At 31.5% G+C, this 16,466-nt stretch carries 16 protein-coding genes; 8 read left to right on the top strand and 8 right to left on the bottom strand.

Annotated elements, in window-relative coordinates:
• Positions 1-56: 56 nt before the first annotated feature.
• From ITB9_RS06505 to ITB9_RS06485, 5 genes are all read left to right on the top strand, one after another.
• Complete coding sequence (locus ITB9_RS06505) at positions 57-3,494, top strand: methylmalonyl-CoA mutase family protein (RefSeq protein ID WP_054851618.1); 3,438 nt, start codon at positions 57-59, stop codon at positions 3,492-3,494.
• Positions 3,495-3,663: 169 nt separating this feature from the next.
• Positions 3,664-4,137 carry an OsmC family protein gene (locus ITB9_RS06500; RefSeq protein ID WP_054851617.1) on the top strand — a complete coding sequence of 158 codons (474 nt, stop codon included), beginning with the start codon at positions 3,664-3,666 and terminating at the stop codon, positions 4,135-4,137.
• A 264-nt stretch (positions 4,138-4,401) separates the two neighbouring features.
• Entirely contained in the window at positions 4,402-4,941 is a 540-nt protein-coding gene (locus ITB9_RS06495; protein WP_028290101.1) for a sigma-70 family RNA polymerase sigma factor, read from the top strand.
• Between the two features lie 58 nt (positions 4,942-4,999).
• Positions 5,000-5,614: a DEAD/DEAH box helicase gene (locus tag ITB9_RS06490; RefSeq protein ID WP_054851616.1), complete on the top strand. Its 615-nt coding sequence runs from the start codon at positions 5,000-5,002 to the stop codon at positions 5,612-5,614.
• Between the two features lie 29 nt (positions 5,615-5,643).
• Positions 5,644-6,540: a restriction endonuclease gene (locus tag ITB9_RS06485; protein ID WP_028607631.1), complete on the top strand. Its 897-nt coding sequence runs from the start codon at positions 5,644-5,646 to the stop codon at positions 6,538-6,540.
• Positions 6,541-6,669: 129 nt separating this feature from the next.
• Here the strand turns inward: ITB9_RS06485 and ITB9_RS15465 are convergent, their stop codons facing one another.
• Both ITB9_RS15465 and ITB9_RS06475 read right to left on the bottom strand, forming a co-directional pair.
• Positions 6,670-6,879 carry a hypothetical protein gene (locus ITB9_RS15465; RefSeq protein ID WP_148638396.1) on the bottom strand — a complete coding sequence of 70 codons (210 nt, stop codon included), beginning with the start codon at positions 6,877-6,879 and terminating at the stop codon, positions 6,670-6,672.
• Between the two features lie 441 nt (positions 6,880-7,320).
• Positions 7,321-7,716 carry a hypothetical protein gene (locus ITB9_RS06475; RefSeq protein ID WP_028290103.1) on the bottom strand — a complete coding sequence of 132 codons (396 nt, stop codon included), beginning with the start codon at positions 7,714-7,716 and terminating at the stop codon, positions 7,321-7,323.
• A gap of 115 nt (positions 7,717-7,831) precedes the next feature.
• Between ITB9_RS06475 and ITB9_RS06470 the strand changes: the two genes are divergently transcribed.
• Entirely contained in the window at positions 7,832-8,272 is a 441-nt protein-coding gene (locus ITB9_RS06470; protein ID WP_028290104.1) for an Lrp/AsnC family transcriptional regulator, read from the top strand.
• Here the strand turns inward: ITB9_RS06470 and ITB9_RS06465 are convergent, their stop codons facing one another.
• The 3 genes from ITB9_RS06465 to ITB9_RS06455 are packed head-to-tail and all read right to left on the bottom strand — an operon-like array spanning position 8,273 to position 10,617.
• Positions 8,273-9,028: a DJ-1/PfpI family protein gene (locus ITB9_RS06465; protein WP_028607628.1), complete on the bottom strand. Its 756-nt coding sequence runs from the start codon at positions 9,026-9,028 to the stop codon at positions 8,273-8,275.
• Between the two features lie 3 nt (positions 9,029-9,031).
• Positions 9,032-9,409: a VOC family protein gene (locus tag ITB9_RS06460; protein WP_054851614.1), complete on the bottom strand. Its 378-nt coding sequence runs from the start codon at positions 9,407-9,409 to the stop codon at positions 9,032-9,034.
• A complete protein-coding gene (locus ITB9_RS06455) occupies positions 9,406-10,617 on the bottom strand; it encodes an MFS transporter (RefSeq protein WP_054851613.1) in 1,212 nt (403 codons plus the stop codon). Before ITB9_RS06455 ends, ITB9_RS06460 begins: the two co-directional genes overlap by 4 nt.
• Positions 10,618-10,866: 249 nt before the next feature.
• Here ITB9_RS06455 and ITB9_RS06450 point away from each other — a divergent pair, with 249 nt between their 5' ends.
• Complete coding sequence (locus tag ITB9_RS06450; protein ID WP_054851612.1) at positions 10,867-11,478, top strand: DUF1684 domain-containing protein; 612 nt, start codon at positions 10,867-10,869, stop codon at positions 11,476-11,478.
• On the opposite strand, the gene crcB is transcribed toward ITB9_RS06450, so the two are convergent.
• Together crcB and ITB9_RS06440 are read right to left on the bottom strand one after the other, a co-directional pair.
• Positions 11,475-11,846: a fluoride efflux transporter CrcB gene (crcB, locus tag ITB9_RS06445; RefSeq protein ID WP_028290109.1), complete on the bottom strand. Its 372-nt coding sequence runs from the start codon at positions 11,844-11,846 to the stop codon at positions 11,475-11,477. The genes ITB9_RS06450 and crcB overlap by 4 nt on opposite strands.
• A gap of 2 nt (positions 11,847-11,848) precedes the next feature.
• A complete protein-coding gene (locus tag ITB9_RS06440) occupies positions 11,849-12,898 on the bottom strand; it encodes an SRPBCC family protein (RefSeq protein WP_054851611.1) in 1,050 nt (349 codons plus the stop codon).
• A 98-nt stretch (positions 12,899-12,996) separates the two neighbouring features.
• Here ITB9_RS06440 and ITB9_RS06435 point away from each other — a divergent pair, with 98 nt between their 5' ends.
• Entirely contained in the window at positions 12,997-15,045 is a 2,049-nt protein-coding gene (locus ITB9_RS06435; protein ID WP_054851610.1) for a dihydrofolate reductase, read from the top strand.
• Between the two features lie 68 nt (positions 15,046-15,113).
• Here the strand turns inward: ITB9_RS06435 and ITB9_RS06430 are convergent, their stop codons facing one another.
• Positions 15,114-16,442 carry a DUF5723 family protein gene (locus ITB9_RS06430; RefSeq protein ID WP_054851609.1) on the bottom strand — a complete coding sequence of 443 codons (1,329 nt, stop codon included), beginning with the start codon at positions 16,440-16,442 and terminating at the stop codon, positions 15,114-15,116.
• Positions 16,443-16,466 lie beyond the last annotated feature (24 nt).

Raw genomic sequence — 16,466 nt, 5'->3', positions numbered from 1 at the left:
GCAATATTTTTGAATATTCCGTAAATTGCAAGTCTAAAACAGATTATATTTTAAGAATGACACAAGCAACACCATATAAGCCAAAACATAAAGTTAGAATTGTAACTGCAGCAGCATTATTTGATGGTCACGATGCCTCGATAAATATCATGCGTCGTATCATTCAATCTACAGGAGTAGAGGTGATCCATTTAGGACATGATAGAAGTGTAGATGAGGTTGTAAATACAGCTATTCAAGAAGATGCAAATGCAATTTGTTTGACTTCATATCAAGGTGGTCATAACGAGTATTTTAAATATATGTACGATCTTTTAAAAGAACGAGGTGCAGAGCATATAAAGATTTTTGGAGGTGGAGGAGGAGTAATCCTTCCTTCTGAAATTAAAGAACTTATGGATTATGGTATTGCTAGAATCTATTCTCCAGACGATGGTCGTGCAATGGGATTACAAGGTATGATTAATGATTTGGTAGAACAGTCTGATTTTGCTATTGGAGATGCTTTAAATGGCGAATTAGATATTTTACCAACCAAAAATCCAAAAGCAATTGCTAGAGTGATTTCTTCTGCCGAAAATTTCCCAGAAGTTGCAAAAGACACTTTAGATAAAATTCACAATAAAAATAAAGCTTCAAAAACACCAGTCTTAGGAATTACAGGAACTGGAGGCGCAGGAAAATCTAGTTTGGTTGACGAATTAGTTCGTCGTTTTTTAATAGATTTTCCAGAAAAAACCATTGGTTTAGTGTCTGTAGATCCTTCTAAACGTAAAACAGGAGGTGCGCTTTTAGGAGATCGTATTCGTATGAATGCTATCAATTCTCCAAGAGTATATATGCGTAGTTTGGCGACACGTCAATCTAACTTAGCATTATCTAAATATGTTAATGAAGCGGTTGAGGTTTTAAAAGCTGCCGAATACGATTTAATTATTTTAGAAACGTCTGGAATTGGACAATCGGATACCGAAATTATTGAACATTCTGATGTTTCTCTTTATGTTATGACACCAGAATTTGGTGCTGCAACACAATTAGAAAAAATTGATATGCTAGATTTTGCAGATCTAGTAGCCATTAATAAGTTTGATAAACGAGGATCTTTAGATGCTTTACGTGATGTAAAAAAACAATACATGCGTAACAATAATCTTTGGGATACACCTCAAGAAGAATTACCTGTTTACGGTACCATTGCGTCGCAATTTAACGATCCAGGAATGAATACGCTATACAAAGCCATCATGGATAAGTTGGTTGAAAAAGCAGATTCAGACTTAAAATCTACCTTCCATATTTCTGATGAAATGAGCGAAAAGATTTTTGTAATACCTCCAAGTAGAACACGTTATTTATCTGAAATTGCCGAAAATAATCGTGCTTATGATAAAACAGCAAACACTCAGGTTGAAGTTGCTCAAAAACTTTACGGAATTTATAAAACTATTTGTTCAGTAATGGATGTCACATCGAGCGCAATCGAGATGTCTCTTATTAGTAAGCAAGGACTGGATCAAGATGAGATCCTGAAGCAAGTTCAGGATGACAATAAAGACTTTATAAAGTTACTTATTGCAGAATTTGACCGTGTTAAATTAAACTTGGATCCATACAATTGGGAAGTTATTACTGGTTGGGATGAAAAGGTAAACAAATATAAAAATCCAATTTATACGTTTAAAGTAAGAGATAAAGAGATTAAAATTGAAACACATTCTGAGTCATTATCTCACTTACAAATTCCGCGTGTAGCTTTACCAAAATACCAAGCTTGGGGAGATTTATTACGTTGGACGTTGCAAGAAAATGTACCAGGAGAATTCCCATATACTTCAGGATTATATCCATTTAAACGTACAGGTGAAGATCCAGCACGTATGTTTGCAGGAGAAGGTGGACCAGAGCGTACTAATAGACGTTTTCACTACGTAAGTGCAGGTTTACCAGCAAAACGTTTGTCGACTGCTTTTGATAGTGTAACATTATACGGAAACGATCCAGATTTACGTCCAGATATCTACGGTAAAATTGGTAATGCAGGAGTTTCAATTTGCTGTTTAGACGATGCTAAAAAATTATATTCTGGTTTCGATTTAGCCAATGTAATGACGTCGGTAAGTATGACTATTAATGGACCAGCACCAATGTTGTTAGGTTTCTTTATGAATGCTGCCATAGACCAACAATGTGAATTTTACATTAAAGAAAATGGTCTTGAAAAAGAAGTTGAAGCAAAAATAGCGAAGCTTTATAAAGGTAAAGAACGTCCTACTTATAATGGCGATTTACCAGAAGGAAACAATGGTTTAGGTTTAATGTTATTAGGTGTTACTGGAGATCAAGTATTACCAGCAGACATATATGCAGACATTAAAAAGAACACGATTGCGCAAGTAAGAGGAACGGTTCAAGCAGATATTTTAAAAGAAGATCAAGCTCAAAACACCTGTATTTTCTCTACGGAATTCGCATTGCGATTAATGGGAGATGTACAAGAGTATTTTATTGAGAATAATGTGCGTAATTTCTATTCGGTTTCTATCTCTGGATATCATATTGCAGAAGCAGGAGCAAACCCAATTACACAATTAGCCTTAACCTTATCTAATGGTTTCACTTACGTGGAATATTATTTAAGTCGTGGTATGGACATCAATAAATTTGGACCAAACTTATCGTTCTTTTTCTCAAACGGAATTGATCCAGAATATGCAGTAATTGGTCGTGTAGCTCGTAAAATTTGGGCAAAAGCCATGAAGCATAAATATGGAGCAAATGCAAGAGCGCAAATGCTTAAATACCATATTCAAACCTCTGGACGAAGCTTACATGCTCAAGAAATTGATTTTAACGACATTCGTACAACACTTCAAGCTTTATACGCTATTTACGATAACTGTAACTCATTACATACAAATGCTTACGATGAAGCTATTACCACACCAACTGAAGAATCGGTTAGACGTGCAATGGCAATTCAATTAATTATAAATAAAGAATTAGGATTAAATAAAAACGAAAATCCAATTCAAGGTTCTTTTATTATTGAAGAATTAACCGATTTAGTTGAAGAAGCAGTTTTACAAGAATTTGATAGAATTACAGAACGTGGTGGTGTTTTAGGAGCTATGGAAACCATGTACCAACGTAGTAAAATTCAAGAAGAGAGTTTATATTATGAAACGTTGAAACATAACGGAAAATTTCCAATTGTTGGAGTAAATACTTTTTTAAGTTCTAAAGGTTCGCCAACAGTAATTCCTGCGGAAGTCATTAGGGCAACAGAAGAAGAAAAGCAATTCCAGATAAAAACTCTAGAGAATTTACATAAAGCCAACGATACTAAAGCGATGCTTAAAGACTTACAGCATAAAGCCATTAATAACGAAAATATTTTTGAAGCTTTAATGGATGTCTGTAAAGTGTGTAGTTTAGGTGAAATTACTTCAGCGTTGTTTGAAGTTGGTGGTCAGTATCGCAGAAACATGTAAGCAGAGAACCTCTTTTTTCTTTCTTTAAAAAAGAGCGTGAATCACTTATCCCAAATTTGTTTTGGGATCTCATTATAACTTTTGCTATTTAAAGCATAGTAAAAAATACAAATTCAAAAAACAAAAAAGCGTTTCAATATGAAACGCTTTTTTTACTTTCAATAAAAATATGTCAATGAAACACACCTTTAAAGCACAAGTAAATTGGACAATTAACAAAGGAGAAAGTACAAGTAACCCAAGGACTTTTAGTAGAAATCATAAAGTAACGATTGCTAACAAAGTTTCGGATTTATCCGTGTCTGCAGCAAAAATTTTTAGAGGAGATGATACGTTATACAACCCTGAAGATTTATTATTGTCGGCTTTAGCCTCCTGTCATATGATGTCTTATTTATATGTCTGTGCACAACATAATATTGAAGTTTTAAGCTATACAGATGACGCTGAAGGTGATCTGGAAGTATTGGCTTCAGGAAGCGGAAGTTTTAAAATAGTACGATTAAAACCTGTAGTGACTATAAAAAATGAAACTCAAAAAGAGTTAGCACAAAGCCTTCATAGTAAAGCAAATCAACTGTGTTTTATTGCTAATTCTTGTAATTTTCCAATATTACATGAAGCTATAATACAAGTGGAATAATTTCATTTTAAAAAAAAGTTCTGAATTTTTGCATCTTTTTAATGTTTCTTCCGTCTATTATATGAACATTAAAAACAAATAATATGAAAAATATAGAATGCACATGCAACTGTGATGGTTGCGCTAAAGGAAATTGTCAAAACTGCACTTGCGAGAATTGTACTTGTACGACTTGTAATTGTTAAGTAAGACTTAAAACAGATATTAATAACGCTAGTTTTAGTAATTTTATACTAAGATTAGCGTTTTTTTTAACACATAATTATGGATACTCAAGACATTTGGAAATTACATGCTGACGATATCAAATATTTTATTTTTAGTAAAGTGAAAGATGAAGTAATTACAGAAGATTTGTTACAAGAAACCTTTATAAAGGTACACACTAAATTAAACACGCTAAAAGAGGAAGATAAGCTTAAATCTTGGGTGTTCTCGATTGCTAGATATACGGTTTTAGATTATTTTAGAAGTAAAAAAATAGTGTATGAAACTACAGAAGAAGACTTTGTTTTTGAAGAACAAAAGTTAGAACATACTGAAGCCGATTGCTTACCAGGTATTATTAAAAGCTTACCAAAAAAATACAGAGATCCTTTATTTTTAAGTGACATAAAAGGATTAAAACAACAGCAAATAGCAAACCAATTAAATTTAGCTTTGCCAACGGTTAAGTCTCAAATACAACGTGGTCGAAAAATGATTGTTCAAGGTTTTGTAGACTGTTGTGATTTTGTAATTAATGACCAAGGATTTTTGGTTGGAGAAGTTAAAGACAAAGCAGACTGCAAAATGTGTCATTAATTAGTATCTTTGTAAACTATGGTTTTCACCATATTTTACTTATAATATTATACAAGACATGTCTTTTAAAAAATACCATCCTTCACTTAAAGAAAATATTGAAAAAGCAGGTTTAGAAACTACAAATGCATTTCAAAAACAAGTTATGCCTTTAATTAAAGGTGGTAATGATGTGTATGCAATAGGAGCAAAAGGTTGTGGTAAAACAACAGCTATGATTATTAGTGCTGTACAAAAATTAGGAGCCGAAGCATTTGAAGACTCTCCAAGAGCTTTGGTTGTAGTTAAAGACAAACAGGCAGCTTTAGATTTAAAAGAGCGTTTTGATGTTTTTACTAAAAGAACAGACTTACGTGTGTATTGTGCTTACGAGGAATATGATTTAGAAAAACAACGTGAGGAAGTGTATTATGGCGTTGATGTTTTAATTTCAACACCAAAACGACTAAGTAAATTATACCATTTAAATAGTTTGCATTTAGGAGAACTGCAGTTGTTTATGATTCATGATGCAGATTTTATTGCACGAAACAATTTACACAACTATGTTTTAAGATTAAGTGAAAGTGTACCGAAAGCTAAATTTGCAATCTTTTCTGAAACTTTTAATCCAAAACTTAAAGCATTTCAAGATTCATTTATGTACAACGCAAGAGTTGTTGATTTTAGTTAAGTTTAATTAAAACTGAACATTTATAACAAATGGAATTACCAAAATATCACCAAACTTTTATGCCAATTTTGGAAATACTGAATACGGTTGAAGTTATAAGCAGTAGAGAATTAGCAAGAAAAGTTAGAGATAGTTACTATTCAGAACTTCCTAAAGAGCTTTTGGACAAAAAAACAAGTTCGGGAGCAAATGTATTGATTGATAGAATACTTTGGGGAAAATCATATCTGAAAATGGGTAAATTTGTTTCTTATCCCAAAAGAGGTTTAGTTCAATTAGCAGAGAAAGGCAAACAGACATTGATTAGCGGAAAACTTGTATTATCAGATTTACAAAATGATCCAGATTTTATTAACCATCGCTCGTCGGTTCAAAGTAAAAAGGAAAATCAGTTAGAAATAGAAACAATCGATGCTGACAATGCATCTCCACAAGACTTAATTGACAATGGATTTTCAACTATTGAAACTGAAGTAAAAACAGAACTATTAGATAAATTAAAAGAAATTGACCCATATTTTTTTGAAAAGGTAATTTTAATATTATTAAAAAAAATGGGATATGGAGATTTTATTGAAACTTCAAAATCAGGTGATGGAGGAATTGATGGAATTATAAATGAAGACAAACTCGGTCTTGAAAAAATATACACTCAAGCTAAAAGGTACACAGAAAACAAAGTTAGAGAAAAAGATATAAGAAATTTTATTGGAGCAATGAGTGGAGATACTACGAAAGGAGTATTTATAACAACTTCGACTTTTGATGATGCTGCAATAAAGAAAGCAAGAGAAGCTCATCATTCGATAATATTAATTGATGGCTCAAAACTAGTTGACTTAATGCATCAATATAATGTTGGAGTTCAAGTAAAAATAACTTACGAGGTTAAGGAACTTGATAATGACTTTTTCGAAGGAGAATAACTAATCCACATACCTTATATGACGGTTTTGTGTATGGTTAGTTGCGTGTTTAAGCAACTAATTTAGCAAATAATAACCGAATAGAATATTCGTAGGTAGGCTAGTACTAGCAATTAATTATACACGGTATTACAGCACGTATTTATTCCTCAAAATATTTTTAGAAGCAATTTTCGCCTCGTTCACGTATCCACTTTTTTCGTCCGCAATATTTTTTAATTCCGTTTCGGTTTTCAATTCTAATTTTTGTTCGTAATGTTTAATCAGTTTTAGGTTTTCCGCATTTTTTTCCGCTAATTCTTTTTCAGGGAACAATTTGTTCAGTACTTCTTTATTCATAGCCAAGAAAATAATCAGTAAAGTCAGAAATATTGGATTTAACTTAATTGGTCCAATTCCGAATATTACGTTTGAATAATAAATATCAATCAGATTTAGGGTTCCGAGATTCAAAGTCAGTCCGAATATATAAACAAATAGTTTTTTGCTCTTAAAATACAAAAGCGTTGAAATTCCAATTAATCCAATTCCCACGTAATGCTTATAATTCAGAGTATAATTCGTAAAAAATGTAATTCCGATTGAGATTATTAAAAGAATTATTGAAATCAGAAGTGGAATTATGTCTTTACCAATCATTTTTCTCATATGTGCTGTAACTTATTATTAGTTCTAGTCTACTAAATGCTAAAATCCTCGCAGATTTTCTATTTGGTTTTTACTTTTTGCTCTAGTATTAAACCACGAAACAAAACATATACAAGTCGCTAATTTTAATACTTAAAGAGTTAGCATCCAGGTAGTCTGAAGTTTTCTAAACTTTCTGATTTCTCTTTTTAATATTGGGACATAATCTTTACCGTTACTATTACAAGTTTCTAAACGATTACAGTTTTTATAAAGTCTGTTAGTTAATCTAACTACAGAAGCAATATGTCTATGCTTCTTGTCTTGACAATGCTCTAATTCGGCATTAATAATTTCTGGAGCAAGAGATTCTGAATGTTGTACTAGGTCGCCAGAAAAATAAATATTAGCATCTTCTGTTCCGTCGTCATATAAGTAAGATAAATCTTGACTTAAATAACTAGAAATACTTCTAGATAGCACAAAAATCTGCATAGCTTGCTTATAAATTGGCAAATCCGAAAGATGCGAAGGTGGTTGTACAGACATTTAAATTTTTCTTTTTATCAAAAATAATCACAAGACAATATATTTTGCTTTCGATTTTAAATCAAAAAGCTATATTTGCTTTAGTTATTAAATTATTTATTAGTTTTACTTTAATATGAGTGTTGATAGTCTGAATTGGAAAATTTTAAAGTGTTTGCAGCAAAATGCAAGACAGTCTAATGCCGAAATTGGCAGACAGGTAGGAATAACCTCTCCTGCTGTTTCAGAGCGTATAAAAAAAATGGAAGATTTAGGAATTATCCAAAATCATATTACTTTAATTTCACCTTATGAAGTCGGTTACCAATTAAAAGCTTTGATTACTCTGCAAGCTTTTATGGGTAAACTCAAACCGTTTTTAGAAAAGGTAAAAACGTTTGACGAGGTGGTAAATTGCTATCGTATTACAGGTAATGAAAATATTGTAATGGAAGTCATATTAAAAAACCACAAACATTTAGAAGCTTTTATTGATCAGTTAATTATTTATGGCGAATGTAAAACACAAATTATTTTGTCACATGTGGTTAAAAATAATGCCATTACAAAGTATTAACTAATCTACAATTAAATGCGGAATCGTATTTAAATCCCAATCAATAACTAAACCTCCTGCTAAAGATTGTGTGATTTCTTTACCGTATAGATATTCGCATAAATACAAAGCAGCCTCAAAACTTTTTGCGCCTCCAGCAGACGTGATATATTTACCATCATGAACAAATAGAACGTCTTTTTTAATGTCTAAATCTGGATAACGTTGGCGCATTTTATCTATATCACTCGGGAACGTTGTGGACACTTTATTATTTAAAAGTCCTGCTTCGGCTAAGACAAAAGCACCATCACAATGTGAGGTTACAAATTGGGCTTCCTTGTCAATTTGTTTTACAAAGTCAATCATAGCTTTGTCTTCAAGGTCTGTGTCTAAATGGTGCTCTGCACTTGGTACTACTAAAATATCAATTTTAGGTAAGCTATCTGTTACATAATTATAGTCTGGTAACAAACGCATACCTTCAAAAGTGGTAATAGCTTGGTCTGTATTAGCTACAGTAAAGACATTCATAGCTTTAATGTTTTCTCTAAAAATAGTATGCTGAAAAATATCAAAAGGAGCAGTCAATTCAGTATTAAAAGTACCATCCATAATTAAAAACGCTACATTATATCTGTTGGGTTTTAAGTCAGGAAATGGTTTTGTTTTAACAACGTCTTTTTTGTTGGTATTATTAAGATCTACTTTTTTGTTTTCAATATTATTACAGCTTACTAATAATATTAGGGTTAAAATATATAATATGTTTTTCATAATTTAATCAATGCGCCAAGGTGGATGTATTCTGTTATTGCCTGCTTTAAATAATATAATTTGATTTCCGTCAGGATCTAATAATTTGGCTTCTTTCCAAAGCCAAGATTTATCTTCAGGTTGAGATGTAAAAGTAATTCCTTTTTGTTGTAGTTGAATAACTAATGATTCTAAATTATCATCTTCAAAGTAAATTGTAGTATTGTCGTTATTTTGCATACTTTCATTTAAATGAATAGAAAACGTAGCATCACCATCAGGACATAAAAACCTTGCGTAACGTGGTAAAGCGTCAACAATAAGTTTAAGGCCTAATTGTTTGTAAAAGGCAATAGCTTTTTTTAGGTTTCTTGACGAAACAGTCACTTGGTTTAAATTCATGCTACATTTGGTTTTGCTTTCATGTATTGTTTTAATATAAATAGTAATAACATGCATAATACACCTAGACTTGTCATGATGTACCATGTATTCTCATAACCATAGCCTTCAACAAGTTCCATACCTGATTTATGTCCAAAAATATGAGCAAAAGAAAAGGCTATAGAATACAAAGCCATATATTCGCCTTGATTTCCTTTCTTGGCTTGCTGCAATGCAAACGCGTTGGCAAAAGGGAAAGCAATCATCTCTCCAACTGTCATTAAAAACATTCCGAAAATTAATATTCCAGTCCAACTAGTAAAGTTTAATATTAAAAAGCTAATGGCTGTTAAGTAGGCACCAAACAATATTAAAGTAGTTTTTGTAAAACGAGTACTTTCTAAATATTTAATTAATGGCATTTCTAAAAGGAATATAAAAAAACCATTGGCACCAAGTAATAATCCTATTTGAAGCTCACTTAAAACATGAATTTCTCTATAATATAAAGGCATTGTAGAAAAGTACTGTAAAAATATAAATCCAAATAAAAACAATGCAAATAAGAATATAATAAACGGTTTGTCTTTGTAAGCAGAGTATGGATTGTCTACAATTATGTTATCTTGAATGCGTGTTTTTTTAGGATTTAAAACTTTAATTAAAAGTAATGTTGCTGCAATGCAAGTAATACCATCTACCCAAAACAAACCACCATAACCCAATCCAACAATTATTAATCCACCAACTGCTGGTCCAGCTGAAAACCCAAGGTTAATAGCCAGTCTAATTAAGGTAACGCTTCGTATTTTGTTTTCGGGTTTACTGTAAGCACTTAAGGCTACAAACATGGCAGGTCTAAACATATCTGCAACTATCATTAGTATAAAAATACCTAGAGATAAACTAAATATATCTTTTAAAAACTGTAAGGCAATAAACATGAAGCCTGAAACAAACAAGCTAAAAACCATGATTTTGTAATAGCCAATTTTGTCTGTTAGTTTTCCGCCTAACCAAGACCCTAATACAGATCCTAATCCAAAAGCGGTCATGATTGTCCCAACGTTAGATAATGTAAAACCTAAGTCTTCGGTTAAGTACAACGATAAAAAAGGAATAACCATAGTACCTGCTCTATTAATTAAGGTAATTAAAGATAGCCACCATACTTCTTTTGACAGTCCGTCAAAAGTACTAATGTAATTTTTTAATAGTTTTTTCATTGGTTTGGTTGTTGTTATAAATGTAAAAAGTCCAACCGTTAGGTTGGACTTTTTTGTATTGTATTAATTGATATTTATATCATAATAACATATAGCAAGTCCAACTACTTGTATCTCTACAAGAGGTTTGTTTACTTAAATATGTAATGACTAAATTCATTTTTCTTCAATTTGTTAAGTCAAAGCTAATCAAAATTTTGAATAAGTTGTATTTTTGAAACAAATTTTTAAAATAGTTTTTCAAAAGTAATGGTACGATATTTAACTTTCTTTTTAATAGTTTTTGTTACTATTGGTTGTGGTCAGGACAAAAAACCATTGTTAGGTGATACCGCTTTCCAACGTAAAATGAATGCAGATTTTAAAGATGCAGCAAAATCTCCATTAACAGATAGAGATCGTAAAGTGTTTTCTACGCTTGATTTTTTTAAATTTGATAGCTTATATGTTGTTACTGCTAATTTTAAAAGCACTCCAAACCAACCGTCTTTTAAAATGAAAACGACTACAGATAGAGTAGTGGATTATAAAAAGTATGGCGAAGTAAGTTTTAATTTAAATAATAAAACACTTAAATTAAATGTATATCAAGATATTGAAATGGCTGCAGAATTAGGAGAGGAGGAAGCTTTGTTTTTACCGTTTATGGATAATACCAATGGAGTCGAAACTTATAAAGGAGGTCGTTATATAGATGTGAAGTTGCCTAAAAATAATCAAATGTTAATCGATTTTAATACAGCTTACAATCCATATTGTGCTTACAATAGTATGTATTCTTGTCCTATTGTACCTAATGACAATATTTTATATGTTCGTATTGAGGCTGGCGTAAAAAAATACACCAAAGTTATTCCTTAAAACTGTTTAGCTAACCAAATGCCTAAAAAAACAGCTAAAAAGCCTAGAATAAAACTAGCTATGGTATATATAGCAAAGCTGGTAAAATCTCCAGATTTTAAAAACATGTGATTTTCATAGGCAAAGGTTGAAAACGTTGTAAAACCACCACAAAATCCTGTAGCTAATAATAAGGTTTGATTATTACTAAGGGTATTGTTTTTAAGTGCCAAACCTAAAATTAAACCAATTAATAAACTTCCTATAATATTGGCTAAAAACGTACCATATGGTATTCCGTTTTCCGAGTTGTTTAAAGTCTTTCCAATAATATAACGTAGTACACTTCCAAATCCACCACCAATAAAAACTAATACAAGTTGTTTCATTTTTAATGACTTTGTAGTGCGTTATTATTATTAGGTGCTAATGGTAAATAAATTTCGGTAATCCATTCCGCAGGATTAGCAGTATTTGTTGGGTCTGTTAAATAGACTTCTAAAGCAACACCAGTTTGATCTGTATTTAAATTGTTGTCTTTTTGATAAGCCATAGCAGTGTTCCATGCTTCTTCAAGATTTGAGTAATTTCCTTTTAAAGTGGTTTTTAAAGCTTTAAAAGGTAGCAGTTGACCTGTTAATATATAATCCTCAGTAGTTATAACTTTATCAGCAGTTGGCATAGCACAAGAAAACATGACTGAGTTGTTTTCTAAATCCCATTTATGATAAATTACAAAAGGTGCTCCAGATGGAATAATGTTGTTTTTTGTAAAATACTGTCCAACTTTAGGTAACATTTCTTTTATCTTATCTTTAAAATTATCCATTTTAGCAGATGTGGTATTGTACAAGTAAAACCCTCCACCATGTTCTGTAACACCATTTACTTTTACGCTGTATTGTTTCATGCTTTCAACCACTTTTTTATCTAATAACTCTAAACTACGCTCATAATAAGGTCCAATTTGCTTATCCATTCCACCATTAAAAGCATTGTATGCTTTAAATCCAAAAGGAAGATTATTACCAGAAATTGTCCAAGTCACATCAGTACTACCATCTTTATTATCTTCAAATAACCAAGTCACTTCAGAGCTAGGATATTCTCCAAATTGCATAGTTTGAGTTATGGTTTTATTTGGATTGGTATCTGTAGTAGTCATTGTGCCAGTTTCTGTATTATCAATCCAAGAGTATGAGCCAGCGATCCCTTCCGTTTTATCAGGATATGTAATAGTCATGTCTGGTTTTTCTTCAACCCAAGCATTCCAATCTTCCCAATTTTTAAAATCAATAACTTCTTTATAAATTAAACTAGTAGGAGCTTGTATAGTCTTGGTTCTTGAAACACTGTAATCATTTGGTTGTACAGCAACATAAATAGCAATTGCGATGATAGCAATTAGCAATAAAAATAATATGTATTTAAAGTATTTCATTGGTTTTGGGAGTATTGAAAGGTTTATTATTTCAAAGATAATCAAATTATAATATGTCAAATAATCTTATCTTTAGGCACTATTAAAAACAAACTAACATGAAATTAAAATCAATATTAAGTGCAGCTTTTGTAGCTACACTTTTAGTGTCTTGCGGAAACGAAAAGACCAAACAGGAGGAAACACCTAAAACAGAAAAAAAGCAGAGTGTTGAGACTGCTTTTAATTTTAATGTCGAAGAATTTGCAGACATTAAAATATTACGTTATCAAATTCCAGGATGGGATAAATTAACATTAAAGGAGCAAAAGTTAGTGTATTATTTAACACAAGCAGGATTAGCTGGTCGCGACATAATGTGGGACCAAAATTACAGACATAATTTAAAAATTAGAACAGCTCTAGAAAATGTTTACACAAATTTTAAAGGAGATAAAAGCTCAGACAATTGGTCTGCTTTTACAACTTATTTAAAGCGTGTTTGGTTTAGTAATGGGATACATCACCATTATTCAAATGATAAATTAACTCCAGAATTTTCTCAAGATTATTTAAAAAGTATTTTAGCTGAGACTAATACAGTTTTAGAAGGTGAAGCTTTTGATGTTATTTTTAATACACAAGACACAAAAAAAGTAAACCAAGCTAAAGGTGTCGATAATGTGTTAGAAAGTGCTGTTAACTTTTATGGTCCTGATGTGACTAATGCAGATGTCGAGTCTTTTTATGGTAAAATGAAATCTCCGGATCCTAAAAAACCATTGTCTTATGGTTTAAACTCTCAGTTGGTTAAAGAAAACGGAACTTTAAAAGAACGTGTTTATAAATCAGGAGGTTTATATGGTAGTGCAATTGATGAAATTGTAAAATGGTTAGAATTAGCTCAAGGAGTAGCAGAAAACGAAGCACAAGGTAATGCCCTAAGTTTATTAATTAAATATTACAAAACAGGAGACCTACAAACATGGGATGACTATAATGTAGCATGGACTGCTGCAACTGCAGGAAATGTAGACTATATAAATAGTTTTATCGAAGTTTATAATGACCCATTAGGTTATAGAGGGTCTTATGAAACTATTGTACAAATCAACGATTTTGATATGTCAGCAAAAATGGCTGTTTTATCTGAAAATGCACAATGGTTTGAAGATAATTCTCCTTTAATGAAAGAACATAAAAAAGAAAACGTTGTTGGTGTAACGTACAAAGTTGTCAACGTGGCAGGAGAAGCTGGAGATGCCTCACCAAGTACACCAATTGGTGTAAACTTACCAAATGCTAACTGGATTCGTGCAGCAGTTGGAAGTAAATCTGTGTCTTTAGGAAACATTATTCATGCCTATAATAATGCAGGAAGTACAGGTCGTTTAAAAGAGTTTGTACATGATGATGAAGAGTATGAACTAGAAGAAAATTATGGACAATTAGCAGATAAATTACATACCGCTTTACACGAAGTTATTGGTCATGCTTCAGGACAATTAAATCCAGGTGTTGGAGAAACTAAAGAAACACTTAAAAACTATGCTTCAACACTTGAAGAAGGTCGTGCAGATTTAGTTGGATTATATTATTTATACAACCCTAAATTACAAGAATTAGGTTTAGTTGAAGATTGGAAAAAAGTAGGTATGGCTGCTTATGATGGCTACATTCGTAACGGATTAATGTCTCAATTAATTAGACTTAAACTTGGTGATGACGTAGAAGAAGCTCACATGCGAAACAGACAATGGGTTAGTGCTTGGGTTTTTGAAAAAGGACAAGCAGACAATGTTATTGAAAAAGTGACTCGTGATGGTAAAACATATTTTAACATCAACGATTACGAAAAATTACATGACTTATTTGGACAATTATTACGCGAAACACAACGTATTAAGTCAGAAGGAGATTATAAGGCTGTAGAAGATTTAGTAGAAGGTTATGGTGTAAAAGTAGATCAAGCAATTCATGCTGAGGTTTTAGAGCGTAACAAACAATTTAAATCTCCTCCTTACAGTGGTTTTGTTAATCCTGTTTTAGTACCAGAAACTGATGCAGACGGTAACATTAAAGCTATTAATGTAACACAACCAGAAAGTTTTGAAGGTCAAATGTTATTTTACAGTAAAAACTACAACTTCTTACCAGAAGAAAATTAAAAAAATAATACCGCTGTAGCGGAAATAAAAAAGCCTTAATCCAATTAGATTAAGGCTTTTTTTTGATATTAATTGTATTTTTTACTTTGGTAAATAGGTATTTTTAATCCAACATAAAGGTCAGTTGATTTTGAATTATCAGAGATAATATTTGATAAAATAGAACTAGATCCAAGTGTTAAAGGTCCTAATCTAAAACCTGCTCCCCAAGCAGTATCATCATATTGTCTAAAACTAACAGGAGTGTAAAAGCTAAACCATTTAGTCTCAATGCGTGGTGATATTGTAACCGCATTGTTAATTTTGTTAGTAAATTGAGTGTTGTTTTTAATTAATGAGAAAGCACCTTGTAAGCTTAAATATATAGATCGGTCAATATGGTAATCTGCACTAAGGCGTAATGCAGTGGGTAAATTAACTTTAATTTCTTTTGTAATTTCAGTAAAACTATAGTTTTCATTTAAAAACTCTTCAGTATCATTATAATTTATGGTACTTTCAGTTTGGTTGTTTAAGTCATAGTTATATTGTGTTACATCATCATAAGTAATTGATCCTATATCTGTAACAGCTAATCCTACTTTTAATAAGTATTTATTATGCCCTTTGCCATCCGTCGTATTATTTCTTCTCCACTCATATGTAAAACCTAAATCAGCACCAAAACCAGTTTTTAAGTCGTCAAAATCTATAGGATCATCTTCATAAATATCGTTTCTACTCCCATAATTAATACTCCCAGCAGTTGTTATAGTTTGTGCAGATGCATCATAATTTCCTGAAAATCCTGGACTATTAAAAAACGATACACCAGCACCTTGTAATAGTTTTAAAGTAATACCTCCTTTTAAAAAGTGATCATAATCATCATACAAAATACGACCATAACTTATACCAAGTTCTGCCCAAGCATGAGTTGTAGAAACTAAGTTACTAGAATCAAAATCAAAATCATTAGTTTCATCAAACGATTCGTTTAAACTCTCAAATAATGAGCCATTAATATTATTGATGTTGGCAAATCCTCTTAATCTAGTAATAACACCAATACTGTTATTAGCATTAATATTAAACATAAATGAAGGCCCTATAATATCTGCATTAGAAAAAAAGTTGTTTTTTTCAGAAGCAGATATTTGTGCTGTGTTATCAATATCTACATCTTCACCAAATAATTCTCCAAAATCTATAGCGTAATAATCACTACCTATAAAGGTACTTGCAGACATAAGGTTTATATCGGTTTTAAATCTAGAATCAACAATGTTAGAAGGATTATCTATAACGCCTATTATTCCAGAATAGTTGTCAATAGAGTGCCCTACGTAACTTTGAGATAGACCTAAATAAGAAAATAAGGAAAATGTAATCGTGGTTAGTGACTTAAAATAATTCATGATTAATATATTAGTTTTATTTGC

It is taken from the genome of Olleya sp. ITB9 (assembly GCF_001315805.1).
Classification (GTDB): Bacteria; Bacteroidota; Bacteroidia; order Flavobacteriales; family Flavobacteriaceae; genus Olleya; species Olleya sediminilitoris.
The sequence above is the reverse complement of the archived record's forward strand: the minus strand, read 5'-3'. Positions and strand labels throughout refer to the sequence as shown.

Excerpts from the sequence above, each read along its gene's own strand:
- ITB9_RS06470 (WP_028290104.1), top strand. The coding sequence starts at position 7,832 with ATGAGTGTTGATAGTCTGAATTGGAAAATTTTAAAGTGTTTGCAGCAA.
- ITB9_RS06505 (WP_054851618.1), top strand. The coding sequence starts at position 57 with ATGACACAAGCAACACCATATAAGCCAAAACATAAAGTTAGAATTGTA.
- ITB9_RS06440 (WP_054851611.1), bottom strand. The coding sequence starts at position 12,898 with ATGAAATACTTTAAATACATATTATTTTTATTGCTAATTGCTATCATC.
- ITB9_RS06435 (WP_054851610.1), top strand. The coding sequence starts at position 12,997 with ATGAAATTAAAATCAATATTAAGTGCAGCTTTTGTAGCTACACTTTTA.
- ITB9_RS06460 (WP_054851614.1), bottom strand. The coding sequence starts at position 9,409 with ATGAATTTAAACCAAGTGACTGTTTCGTCAAGAAACCTAAAAAAAGCT.
- ITB9_RS06430 (WP_054851609.1), bottom strand. The coding sequence starts at position 16,442 with ATGAATTATTTTAAGTCACTAACCACGATTACATTTTCCTTATTTTCT.
- ITB9_RS06495 (WP_028290101.1), top strand. The coding sequence starts at position 4,402 with ATGGATACTCAAGACATTTGGAAATTACATGCTGACGATATCAAATAT.
- ITB9_RS06500 (WP_054851617.1), top strand. The coding sequence starts at position 3,664 with ATGTCAATGAAACACACCTTTAAAGCACAAGTAAATTGGACAATTAAC.
- crcB (WP_028290109.1), bottom strand. The coding sequence starts at position 11,846 with ATGAAACAACTTGTATTAGTTTTTATTGGTGGTGGATTTGGAAGTGTA.
- ITB9_RS06465 (WP_028607628.1), bottom strand. The coding sequence starts at position 9,028 with ATGAAAAACATATTATATATTTTAACCCTAATATTATTAGTAAGCTGT.
- ITB9_RS06475 (WP_028290103.1), bottom strand. The coding sequence starts at position 7,716 with ATGTCTGTACAACCACCTTCGCATCTTTCGGATTTGCCAATTTATAAG.
- ITB9_RS06455 (WP_054851613.1), bottom strand. The coding sequence starts at position 10,617 with ATGAAAAAACTATTAAAAAATTACATTAGTACTTTTGACGGACTGTCA.
- ITB9_RS15465 (WP_148638396.1), bottom strand. The coding sequence starts at position 6,879 with ATGAATAAAGAAGTACTGAACAAATTGTTCCCTGAAAAAGAATTAGCG.
- ITB9_RS06490 (WP_054851616.1), top strand. The coding sequence starts at position 5,000 with ATGTCTTTTAAAAAATACCATCCTTCACTTAAAGAAAATATTGAAAAA.
- ITB9_RS06450 (WP_054851612.1), top strand. The coding sequence starts at position 10,867 with ATGGTACGATATTTAACTTTCTTTTTAATAGTTTTTGTTACTATTGGT.
- ITB9_RS06485 (WP_028607631.1), top strand. The coding sequence starts at position 5,644 with ATGGAATTACCAAAATATCACCAAACTTTTATGCCAATTTTGGAAATA.